The following is a 12,460-nucleotide window of genomic DNA, read 5'->3' as shown; positions in this document are numbered from 1 at the left end:
AAAAAATGAAAATGTTTTATGAAAAAGATGCAGATGTAAATCTAATAAAAGAAAAAAAAGTTGCAATATTTGGTTATGGAAGCCAAGGACATGCACATGCTTTAAATTTGAAAGATAGTGGTGTTAAAGAGGTAGTTGTTGCTTTAAGAGATGGTTCTACAAGTAAAGCAAAAGCTGAGTCTAAAGGTTTAAAAGTTATGAATTTATCTGATGCAGCTGAATGGGCTGATGTTTGCATGATATTAACTCCAGATGAATTGCAGGCAACAATATATAAAAATCATATTGAGCAAAGAATTAAAGAAGGGACAAGTTTAGCTTTTGCGCACGGTTTAAATATTCATTACGATTTAATTAAAGCAAGAAAAGATCTTGATGTTTTTATGGTGGCACCAAAAGGACCTGGCCATTTAGTGAGAAGTGAATTTGAAAAAGGTGGTGGTGTGCCATGTTTAATGGCTGTTCACCAAGATGGAACTGGTAAGGCAAGAGATTTAGCTTTGTCTTATGCATCAGCAATTGGGGGAGGTAGATCAGGAATTATTGAAACAACATTTAAAGATGAATGTGAAACGGATTTATTTGGTGAGCAAACAGTTCTTTGTGGTGGTTTAGTTGAACTAATTAAAAATGGATATGAAACATTGGTTGAAGCTGGTTATGAACCTGAAATGGCATACTTCGAATGTCTCCATGAAGTAAAACTGATTGTTGACTTAATTTATGAAGGTGGAATAGCTAATATGAACTACTCAATTTCTAATACTGCAGAGTATGGTGAATATGTTTCTGGTCCAAGAATTATAAATAAAGAAGAAACAAAGAAGAGAATGAAAGAAGTTTTAGCAGATATTCAGTCTGGTAAGTTTACAAAACAGTGGATTGAAGAGTGTAAAAATGGACAAAAAAACTTTTTAAAAACTAGAGAGGATTTAGCTAAACATTCAATTGAAACTGTAGGTGCCAAACTAAGAGATATGATGCCTTGGATTGGTAAAAAGAAGTTAGTTGATAGTGATAAGAGTTAAAAGGTAAGAAATTCTAACAATTATTTTGCAAAATCTATTATAGATTGTATTATCCATTTTTTTAAATTTTAAAATTATGGCTGATAAAGATAGAGTTTTTATATTTGATACAACAATGCGAGATGGTGAGCAATCACCAGGTGCCTCTATGAGTCTAGAGGAAAAAATTCAAATCGCTCGAGTTTTTGATGAACTTGGTGTTGATATTATTGAAGCTGGTTTTCCGATTGCATCTCCTGGAGATTTTGAAGCCGTAACAGCAATTAGTAAAGTTTTAAAAAAATCTATTCCTTGCGGTTTAGCAAGACATTCAAAAAAGGATATTGATAGATGTTTTGAAGCATTAAAGCATGCCTCAAGATTTAGAATTCATACATTTATTTCTACAAGCCCTTTACATATGAAGCATAAACTTAACAAAACCCCTGAGCAAGTTTATGAGTCAATCAAAGAACATGTAAGTTATGCAAGAAATCTTACAGACGATGTAGAGTGGTCGTGTGAGGACGGAACAAGAACTGATATGGATTATATGTGTAAGACAGTTGAACTTGCAATAAAATCAGGTGCTAAAACTATAAATATTCCAGATACAGTTGGTTATACTGTGCCTTCTGAATTTACAAAAATTATAAATACTCTTTTAAATAAAGTTCCAAATATTGATCAAGCAATTTTATCAACTCATTGTCATAATGATTTAGGATTAGCAGTTGCAAATTCTTTAGCCGGAATACAAGCGGGTGCTAGACAAATTGAATGTACGATAAACGGTATTGGTGAAAGAGCGGGGAATGCAGCTCTTGAAGAAGTTGTTATGGCTATAAGAACTAGAAATGATTTAATGCCTTTTGAAACTGGAATTAACACAACATTATTAAGTAAAGCTTCTAAGTTAGTTTCAAATGTTACTGGCTTTCCAGTCCAATATAACAAAGCAATAGTTGGTAAAAATGCTTTTGCTCACGAGTCAGGTATTCATCAAGATGGAATGTTAAAAAATAGAAATACTTATGAGATCATGACACCTGAGAGTGTTGGTGTTAAACAAACTTCTTTAGTGATGGGAAAACATTCTGGAAGACATGCTTTTAAAGATAAATTGATTAGCTTAGGCTATGCTGATTTGACAGATGACGTAATTGAAAATGCATTTGGAAAATTTAAAGTTTTGGCTGATAAAAAGAAACATATTTATGATGAAGATATTATAGCATTAGTAGATGATAGTTTGGTTCTAGACAATAAAGCCAACACGATAGTTTTAAAATCACTAAAGGTTTTTGCAGGAACAGGTGAACCTCAAAAAGCTGAAATGAAATTAGATGTCAGTGGGGAAATAAAATCTGCTTCTGAAACAGGCGATGGTCCTGTTGATGCAATATTTAAATGTATTAAAAATTTATATCCACATGATGTGAATTTACAATTGTATCAAGTACATGCTGTAACAGAAGGAACAGATGCTCAAGCAACAGTAAGTGTTCGTATTGAGGAAAATGGCAAAACTACAGTTGGTCAAGCTGCAGATACTGATACATTAGTTGCCTCAGCTAACGCATACATAAGTGCTTTAAATAAAATGATTTTAAAAAGAGGAAAAACTGCACCAATGGAACAAGAAAATCAAAAGGTAAGAGGAATATAATATGGGTTTATTTGATAGAGTGAAGAAAATTTGGAGCCAAGATATGGCGATTGATCTTGGAACAGCAAACACATTAGTTGTTGTTAAGGGTCAAGGTGTGGTTTTAAATGAGCCTTCTGTGGTTGCAATTGTGGATCAAGGTGGAAAAAAAACAGTTCTTGCAGTTGGTGATGAAGCTAAAACCATGCTTGGAAGAACTCCAGGTAATATAAGTGCTATTAGACCATTAAGAGATGGAGTTATTGCAGACTTTATAGTTACAGAAGAAATGATTAAACATTTTATAAAAAAAGTTCATAAAGGAAGCACATTTGCAAATCCAAGAATTTTAATTTGCGTACCAACTGGTTCGACCCCGGTTGAAAGAAAAGCTATTCAAGACAGTGCACTTGCAGCAGGAGCAAGACGTGTTCAACTTATTGAAGAACCAATAGCCGCTGCTATTGGAGCAGGTTTGCCAATATCTGAAGCAACGGGTTCAATGGTAGTTGATATAGGTGGTGGAACAAGTGAAATTGCAGTTATGTCCTTAGGTGGATTAGTTTATTCAAAATCACTAAGAGTAGCTGGCGATGCTATGGATACAGCCCTAGTAAATTATATGAGAAAAGAATACAATTTAATGATTGGTGATAGTACTGCGGAAAAAATTAAAAAAGAAATTGGTACTGCAATACCTTCAAATGACAATACCTATCCAGTTAAAGGTAGGGATTTAAGATCTGGAACACCTAAAGAAGTAAATATTACAGAAGAAGATACTGCAGAAGCTTTAAATGATATTTTAAAAGAAATGGTATCAGGAATAAAAGATGCATTAGAATCTACTCCACCTGAATTATCCGCTGACTTAGTTGATATGGGTTTAACTTTAACTGGAGGTGGTGCGTTACTTAAAAATATAGATAAAAGATTTGCTAAAGAAACAGGTTTACCTGTTCATATTGCTGAGGACCCATTATCATGTGTTGCAATTGGTACTGGAAAAGCTTTAGATCAAGAACAAACTTTCTCTACGATGCTTACTGAGTACTAAGATCAATGGCCTCAAGCAGAGATGATTTTGTCATAGCATTTAGATCTGCTTTTTTAAGGAAAGAGACTAAACAAAAATTTTCGCTATTAACATTATTATTTGTATCTATTCTTATAATTGTTTCATCAAATTTAAATTTTAAAATTATCAAAGATTTAAAAAGTATAATCAACGAAGCCGTCTATAGATCTTCTTTTATTGTATCTGTCCCAGAAAACTTAATAAAAAATTATTATTTAAAAATCAATGAATATTCTAACTTTTATGAAGAGTATTTAAGAATCAAAAAAGAGACAAAAAATTTTGAAACAAAAGAAATATTAAATGAAATTATTATAAATGAAAATGAAGAATTAAAAAAATTAATTGAAGATTTTACTTTTACAAAAAATAAAATTTTAGCAAAGGTAATTGTTGATCATGATAGTCCTTTTTCAAAAACAATTATAATTAACAAAGGTAGCAAAGATGGATTAAAAATTGGTACTAATATCTTTGATAGAAATTACTTAATTGGGAGAGTTATCGAGACCAATTTTAAAACATCTAGAGTATTATTATTATCAGATCTTAATTCAAACGTTCCAATATCCATAGTGCCAGGAGATATTCAAGCGATTGTGGTAGGTGACGGGATAGATTCTGGTAAAATTAAGTACATTAAAAATAATTTAATTGAAGAAATTCAAGATCAAAGTATTGGCTATACTTCAGGGACAGGCGCTCTATTTAGAAGTGGTGTTCCAGTTGGAAGAGTATCCTTCAATCAAAATGAATTTTTTGTAAATTTTTATAGTGATTTTAGCCAACTTAAATATGTTTTAGTTGAAGTTGAGACCAAAACTAACAATATTGTATTAGACAATGATACAGAGGTGAATGTGGATGCTACTCAGAACGAAGAGACCATTAAAATAAATATATTAAATGATCAAATTAATATTTTAAACGAAACAAATAAAAAATTTATTGAAGAAAATACTGAATTAGCCTCTCAGAATAAAAACCTATTAATACATAATAATAAATTAGAAGATAAAATTAAAAAGCAAACTAAAGAAATTAATCAGAATAAATTAGATCAAGAGGAATTTGAATTCCTGAGATTAAATTTATTATACAGTGCAAAATGTCAAAAAACCATTTTTAAGAAAGGTTATAAAGTGGGTACGCCAGAATATAAAAATTGTATTCTAAAAAGAGGAAGAGAATAAATGATCATTTTTAAAAAAAATAAATTTGTATACAAGCTTTATGCATGGTTACCAATTTTATTTCTTTTCTTTTCCGTTTTAAATGAATTTGATTTAAATTATTTAAAAATTGAATATTTTTCATTTAATTTTCCTTTTGTATTAATTTTTTATTTTACACTTAAAGAGTATAATAGATTTGATTATCTATTGGTCTTTGTTGCAGGTCTAGTGAACGATACTGTAATTGGTACACCTTTAGGATTGAGCTCATTTTCATATATCTTTGTTTGCATATTCTCTGCTTATTTAAGAAATATTACTATAAGGCCTAACTTAATTAAGGATTGGTTTTATTTTTTATTTGTCATCACTTTAATTAATTCAATGAATTACTTAATTTTATTTTTTTTCTTTTCTTATGAGCTGGATATAATGTTTTATGTGATTAATAATTTATTCACATTTTTGTTGTATATTCCAATTTCATTTATTTTTGATAACTATTTAAAAGCTATAAATGATTAATCAAAGCGATAATGTTTTAAAATTAAATTCAATTAACAGAAGAATGTTTATTTTGGCTGCTGCTAAAGTAGTTATATTAGGCGGTATAGTTTCAAGGTTATTTTTTTTGCAAGTTAAAGAAAATAAAAGATATTTAACTCTTTCTGATAAAAATCGAATTAGAGAATGGAAATTACCACCAATAAGAGGAAATTTTGAAGATTACTTTGGTAATACTATTGCTGGAAATTTTGAAGCATATGAACTTCATTTAATTCCAGAAGAAATAGAAAATTTTAGATATACTATTAATAGAGTTAGAAATATTCTTCAATTATCGGATAGTCAATTTCAAAAAATTTTAAAGAAAAAAAATCAAATTAAACCTTGGGAAAATTTAATAGTCTCCAATAATCTTACTTGGGAGAATTTTTCTAAAATTAATAATAATTTATATGATTTAAATGGTGTTAAACCAGTAATTTCTATTTCTAGAAGTTATCCATTTAAAGAAAATTTTACACATGTATTAGGGTATGTGAGTCAAGCAAATGATCAAGATATTTTCTCGAATGAAATTATTAAAGAGAAGTTTGTTCAAGGCCTTAAAGTTGGGAAAATTGGTTTAGAAAAAACATTTGAGAATGACCTTATTGGAAACAACTCTATAGAGAGATATGAAGTTAATGCTTATGGCAGAAGAATTAGTCAATTAGAATTTCAAAAAGGTAAAAAAGGTAAAACAATAAAACTTACCATAGATACCGAGATACAAAAATTAGCCAATGAACTATTGAAAGAAAAAGCAGGATCTATATGTGTTATGGACATTTTCACAGGTGATGTGGTTGCGATGCATTCATCGCCATCTTTTGATGCCAATAAATTTGTGTTTGGTATCAGTAATGATGACTGGCAATTGATCAGAAATGATCCAATGAAACCACTTGTTAATAAATCATTATCAGGAAACTATTCACCAGGTTCAACTATTAAACCAATTGTAGCTTTATCAGCACTTGAAAATAAAGTTGTAAACTCAAATTTTAAAGTAAATTGCAGAGGGCACAAGAACCCTCTCAAACTTTATGGACAAACTTATCATTGTTGGAAAAAAGAAGGTCATGGAATTGTAAATATGAGAGAGGCAATGAAAGAATCATGTGATACCTATTTCTATGAGGTTGCAAGAAGGCTTGGTGTAGATAAATTAAGTGATACTGCAAAAAAATTTGGTCTAGGAAAAAAAGTCTTTGGGGATTTATTTGAAATTGAAAAATCTGGTTTAATACCAAGTACATTTTGGAAAAAAAATGCCCTTGGTAGAAATTGGTTGCTTGGAGAAACTATCATTACAGGTATTGGACAAGGGTATATTCAGACAACACCTATTCAACTTTGTTTAATGACAGCCCAAATTGCGAACGGGGGACATAAGATAATCCCAAAAATAATTTTAGATAGTAAAAGTGAAGAAGAAGATAAATTTGCACCTATTGTAGAAGACGCAAAAAATATGAAATTAGTACAAGATGCTATGTTTAGCTCAACTAACGAAGTTAGAGGAACTTCATATAGATCAAGAATAGATGATCCAAAATATCAATTTGCTGGGAAAACAGGAACTGCTCAAGTCAAAAGAATTACAAAACAAGATCGAGAGTTAGATCTTGATACTTCTGAAATACCATATGAGGAAAGAGATCATGCTTTATATGTAGCGTTTGGGCCTTATAAAAATCCCCGATATGCTGCAAGTATTGTCATAGAGCATGGAGGGTCAGGAGGAAGTGTAGCTGCACCGCTTGCAAAGAAATTATTTAAAAAGATAATTGACCGACACGAAATTAGAAAAAATTTTGAAAGTAATAAATATTTAAATATTTAAATGTATCTCTACAACAGATTAGAAAATAGAAATAATTTTTTTCAAAAGATAAAGGATATTGATTTTATTTTATTGATAGGGATTTTACTTCTTGGATTCATAAGTGTTTCAACAATGTACTCTACTGATGGAGGTCAAATATTATTTCATACCAAAAGTCATTTTATAAAATTTGTAGTCTTTACAGGATTAATGTTAGTAATCTCTTTTTTAAATATAAGGTTTTGGTTTTCTATTAGCTATATTGCATACCTAATTTTAATTCTAATGTTAATTTGGACTATAAATTTTGGTATAACTGCCTCAGGTTCTCAGAGGTGGATAAATTTATACTTTATTAATCTTCAACCCTCTGAGCTAATGAAAATTTTTATAATTTTATGCTTGGCTAAATACTTTCATAGAAAAAGATTAGAAAATGTTAATTCATTTTATTCTATCATTGTTTCAATGATTATTATTTTGTTACCTATGAGTTTGGTAATTATTCAGCCTGACTTGGGAACTTCAATTCTAATTTCAGTAAGTGGAATTTTGGTTTTATGGTTTTCAGGCTTAAATCATAAATATTTTTTTTACTCATTTTTGATATCTATTTTATCTCTTCCTTTCATTATATCTTTTTTAAAACCCTACCAAAAACTGAGAGTGTTGACATTTTTAAATCCTGATAGAGACCCACTAGGCGCTGGATATCAGATTATCCAATCGAAGATTGCTGTAGGTTCTGGAGGATTATTTGGAAAAGGTTTTTTACAAGGAACGCAGAGTTATTTAGAATTTTTACCTGAAAAACATACAGATTTCATATTTACTTTATTTTCCGAAGAATTTGGATTTTTAGGTTCAGTTTTACTCTTATTATTGTATGCGATTATAATTTATCGAATTATTAAAATAGGCTCTATATCCAGAAGTTATTTTGCCAAATTATTTTGTTATAGTTTTGGTGGTTCATTATTTGTGTTTATCGTCATTAATATGAGTATGGTTTTAGGTTTGTTACCTATTGTTGGTTCTCCATTACCAATTATGTCTTACGGGGGATCATCTATGCTTGCGACAATGATAGGCTTTGGGATTGTTATGAGTGCTAAAATCCATAGCAAGCAATCGATCGCCTAAGTATAATTTGTCGCTTAAAAAACAATCATAAAAAGAAGTATACTTTTTTTATGAGTAGCAATCCCAAAATTGGAATAGTAGGTGCTGGAATTCAAGGAGTATCAAATGCACTTTTTTTACAAAAAAAAGGCTTTGATGTAACTTTGTTTGATAGAGATGAGCCTGGAAGCCCAGCTGCTTCATATGGAAATGCAGGTCATTTTTCTCCTTATGCCTCCCTTTCATTGAATAGAACAGATGTACTTGCGGATGTACCCGCAATGCTTTTAAGTTCTACTGGTCCCTTAGCACTTAAGTGGAACTATGTGCCAAAAATGATTCCATGGTTTATCAAATTCATACTAAACACATCAAAAAGAAAAATGATGCACACAGCAAAGTATATGCATCAAATTTTAGATCTTGCCTTACCAGCTTATGATGAATTATTTGATGAAATAGATTTAGAGGGGTTAGTTGAGAATAAAGGGATTTTATATATTTGGAATGACAAAGATTTAAAGAGTAGAGAATTAGAAATAAAAGTAAGAGATGAATTAGGCGTTAAACAACAATTGGTTAATAAACATGAAATTCATGATTTAGAACCAAATATAAGACCATTTTATCATGCTGGTGTTTATTATCCTTATGCAAGGCATGCAAGAAATCCAAAAAGAATACTTCTAAAATTATTTGAACTTTTTTTAAAGAAAGGTGGAAAATTTGAAAAATCTAATATTCAAGAAATAAAATTTGAAAACGAAAAACCTATTTTTAAAACAGAAAAAGAAGAATATAAATTTGATAAAATTGTTATTGCATGTGGTGCTTTTTCTAAAAAGTTGACTGATAATCTTGGAGAAAAAATTCCACTAGACACCGAAAGAGGTTATCATGTTCATTTTAAAGACTGTGATCATCTTTTGTCTAGACCAGTTATTTTTTCTAATAGAGGATTTGGTATAACACCAATGGAGCAAGGCTTACGAGTAGTTGGCACTGTTGAATTTGGAGGTTTAGAAAACCCTTTATCAAAATCTAGAATTAAAAATTTAATTAATAATGCAAAATATATGTTAGGTGATTTACCAGAACATGAGGATGAATGGTTAGGGTTTAGACCTACATTGCCAGATTTTTTACCTGTCATGGGACCTTCAAAAAATTATAAAAATGTATTTTATTGTTTTGGACATCATCATTTGGGCTGGACACTTGGACCAATATCTGGGAAGATTGTGTCTGGAATGGTAGCTGAAGAAAACACTAACTTAGATTTAAATCCATATAGCTCACATAGATTTGCTTAAGTGAGTAAATCATCAAATTTTTTTGCTTATATATATCTATTATTAACTGTTAGCTTTTGGGCTGGTAATTTTATCGTTGGAAAATTTGCCAGCTTTTATGAAGTTCCTCCATTTTCATTAAACTTTTATAGATGGTTTTTTGCATGGTTGATACTCGCCCCATTTACACTTCCGGAACTGTTTAAAAAAAAAGATTATATTTTAAAGAACTATAAACTTTTTATCATTCTTGGGATAACCAGTATTACAGTATTTAATTCTATTGTTTACTATTCATTAAATTTTACCCAAGTCATCAGTGGTGTGTTGATGATTTCAACAATACCTGTCATGATTATGTTTTTTTCTTCAATTTTAAAAACTGAAAAAACAAATATTTTTCAATTGATTGGAGTAATTTGTTCTTTTACAGGAGTAGTTTTAATCATTACCAAAGCAAATTTTGAAATTTTGTTAAACTTAGATTTTAACAAAGGGGATTTAACAATGGTTGTTGCTATGCTTTCATGGGCAATTTATTCAGCATTACTTAAAAAACAAACTTATGAGATTTCTCAATTAGGGTTGTTAGAAATTATCATTACTTTTGGCCTATTATTTTTGATACCAATTTATTTTATTGAGTATCAAATGGGTTTTAGGATTACATTAGAAAAACCCTTTTTCTTAATTCTTGGGTATGTAGTTTTGCTCCCTGGACTTGCATCATTTATACTTTGGATAAAAGGTATTTCCATGATTGGTGCTAATAGATCGGGAGTTTTTCTTCATTTAATGCCAATTCTAAGCGCAGTAATGGCAATAATTATTTTTGATGAAAAATTTATGTTTTATCATATTTTAGGGGCAATATTTATTTTAACAGGAATAATTCTTTCAAATCAAAAGAGGTTAAGTGCTTAAAGTTGCTATTTTAGATGATTATCAAAATGTTGCCCAAGAATTTGTAGATTTAGAAAAATTATCTGGAAAGTATGAATTTAAAATATTCAGCGAACCATTTGTAGATGAGGCAGATGCTTTAGATCAGTTATCAGAATTTGAGGCACTTTTAATTATGAGAGAACGAACTCCCATGACAAAAAATTTAATTGATAATTTAACCAAGCTTAAATTTATTATAACAAGCGGTTCAAGGAATAAAGCAATTGACTTAGAGGCAGCTAAAAAAAGAAAAATAGTTGTTTGTGGTACTGAGATAAATTTTTATCCAACCTCAGAATTGACTTGGGCACTAATGTTGGGTTTAGCAAAAAATTTTAAAGAAGAAATAGATAATATGTATCAAGGTTATTGGCAAACATCAGTTGGTATTGAGCTGAGAGGAAAAATTCTAGGACTTATTGGATTAGGTCGTGTTGGGTCAGAAGTTGCAAAAATTGGTAAAGTATTTGGAATGCAGGTAATGGCTTGGAGTGAAAATTTAAATCTAGATAAGTGTAAAGAGTTAGATGTTCTGCCTTGTAGTAAAGAGGATTTAATTAAAACTTCAGATTTTTTATCAATTCATGTGCAAGGTGGTGAAAGATATAAAGATTGCATCACACTTAAAGAGTTAGACAAAATGAAGAAAACTGCTTTTATAATTAATACTTCACGTGGTCCCATTATTAATGAAGATGATTTGATTATTGCATTATCAACTAATGTTATTGCTGGTGCTGGAATTGATGTTTATGAAAAAGAACCTTTACCAGAAAATAATAAATTAAGGTTTTTACCAAATGCATTACTCACTCCACATATTGGATATGTAACTGCAGAAAATTATAGTATTTTTTATACTCAAATGATCGAAGACCTTGAGGCATGTGTTAATGGTAAGCCTATTCGTGTTATTGAGTAAATGGAATTAGCAGTAATTAATCACGAAGACTATTTTGCAAAAATTGGCGATGATCATAAGTTTCCAATAAATAAATTTGGAGAGTTGGCTAAATATCTCTTAGAAAAAAAAATAATTAATAATTTTCATAAGCCATATCCGTGCTCAGTTGATACACTTAAAGGAGCTCATTCTGAAACTTATATAAATAATATAATCAATAAATCATTAGATCAAAATCAGGTAAAGAAAATTGGTTTTCCATTAGTTGACAGTGTTGTCAAAAGATCTTTAGTTGCGACTGGTGGAACAGTTTTAGCCTCAAAATTAGCATTAGATTCCAGGATAGCTTGTAATACTGCTGGGGGAAGTCATCATGCAAATTTTGATGAAGGAGCAGGATATTGCGTGTTCAATGATGTTGCAGTGGCCGCTCAATATCTACTAAACAGAAGTCTAGTTAAAAAGATAATTATAGTTGATTTAGATGTTCATCAAGGAAACGGTAACTCAGATATTTTCAAAAATAATAAAGATGTATTTACTTTTAGTATTCATTCAAAATCTAATTATCCAGCTAAAAAATCAAAAAGCGATTTGGATATTGAATTAGAAGACAATACCGAAGATAAGAAATATATAGAAATTCTTAAAAACAATCTTCATGATTTAAATAAGGAAAAATTTGATTTCGCCTTTTATATTGCTGGAGTTGATGTTCATTGCAATGACCGTTTAGGTAAATTGAAATTAACAGATGAAGGGATAAAAAAAAGGGAAGAGTTAGTAATTGAAAATTTTTTTTCTAAAAAAATTCCTTTCTGTGGTGTATTAGGTGGCGGTTACAACAAAGATTTTAAAAAACTTGTAGAATTACATTCAATATTACATGAAACATGTGCTAAATTTGTTAATTAA

11 protein-coding genes are annotated in these 12,460 nt (G+C 29.9%); all 11 read left to right on the top strand.

The window, feature by feature from the left end:
* Positions 1-5 precede the first annotated feature (5 nt).
* The 11 genes from ilvC (at position 6) to B9N70_RS04680 (ending at position 12,460) form a co-directional block, all read left to right on the top strand.
* Positions 6-1,028, top strand: coding sequence for a ketol-acid reductoisomerase (gene ilvC, locus B9N70_RS04730; RefSeq protein ID WP_085114658.1), 1,023 nt, complete (start codon positions 6-8; stop codon positions 1,026-1,028).
* A 76-nt stretch (positions 1,029-1,104) separates the two neighbouring features.
* Complete coding sequence (locus B9N70_RS04725) at positions 1,105-2,676, top strand: 2-isopropylmalate synthase (protein ID WP_085114657.1); 1,572 nt, start codon at positions 1,105-1,107, stop codon at positions 2,674-2,676.
* A 1-nt stretch (position 2,677) separates the two neighbouring features.
* Positions 2,678-3,712 (top strand): rod shape-determining protein, encoded by a 1,035-nt coding sequence (locus tag B9N70_RS04720; RefSeq protein WP_085114656.1) that lies wholly within the window; start codon positions 2,678-2,680, stop codon positions 3,710-3,712.
* Positions 3,713-3,717: 5 nt separating this feature from the next.
* A complete protein-coding gene (gene mreC, locus B9N70_RS04715) occupies positions 3,718-4,926 on the top strand; it encodes a rod shape-determining protein MreC (RefSeq protein ID WP_085114655.1) in 1,209 nt (402 codons plus the stop codon).
* Positions 4,927-5,433 (top strand): rod shape-determining protein MreD, encoded by a 507-nt coding sequence (gene mreD / locus B9N70_RS04710; protein ID WP_085114654.1) that lies wholly within the window; start codon positions 4,927-4,929, stop codon positions 5,431-5,433. It abuts the gene before it with no gap.
* Positions 5,426-7,300: a penicillin-binding protein 2 gene (gene mrdA, locus B9N70_RS04705; protein ID WP_085114653.1), complete on the top strand. Its 1,875-nt coding sequence runs from the start codon at positions 5,426-5,428 to the stop codon at positions 7,298-7,300. The genes mreD and mrdA overlap by 8 nt, the downstream gene beginning before the upstream one ends.
* Positions 7,301-8,425: a rod shape-determining protein RodA gene (rodA, locus tag B9N70_RS04700; RefSeq protein WP_085114652.1), complete on the top strand. Its 1,125-nt coding sequence runs from the start codon at positions 7,301-7,303 to the stop codon at positions 8,423-8,425. It abuts the gene before it with no gap.
* Between the two features lie 50 nt (positions 8,426-8,475).
* On the top strand, positions 8,476-9,717 hold the full coding sequence (locus B9N70_RS04695; protein ID WP_085114651.1) for an NAD(P)/FAD-dependent oxidoreductase: 1,242 nt from the start codon (positions 8,476-8,478) through the stop codon (positions 9,715-9,717).
* Entirely contained in the window at positions 9,718-10,620 is a 903-nt protein-coding gene (locus B9N70_RS04690; protein WP_085114650.1) for a DMT family transporter, read from the top strand. It begins immediately after the preceding gene.
* A complete protein-coding gene (locus B9N70_RS04685) occupies positions 10,613-11,563 on the top strand; it encodes a D-2-hydroxyacid dehydrogenase family protein (protein ID WP_085114649.1) in 951 nt (316 codons plus the stop codon). The genes B9N70_RS04690 and B9N70_RS04685 overlap by 8 nt, the downstream gene beginning before the upstream one ends.
* Complete coding sequence (locus tag B9N70_RS04680) at positions 11,564-12,460, top strand: histone deacetylase family protein (RefSeq protein ID WP_085114648.1); 897 nt, start codon at positions 11,564-11,566, stop codon at positions 12,458-12,460.

Source organism: Candidatus Pelagibacter sp. HIMB1321, assembly GCF_900177485.1.
GTDB lineage: Bacteria > Pseudomonadota > Alphaproteobacteria > Pelagibacterales > Pelagibacteraceae > Pelagibacter.
This window is presented reverse-complemented; position numbering and strand designations above follow the sequence as displayed.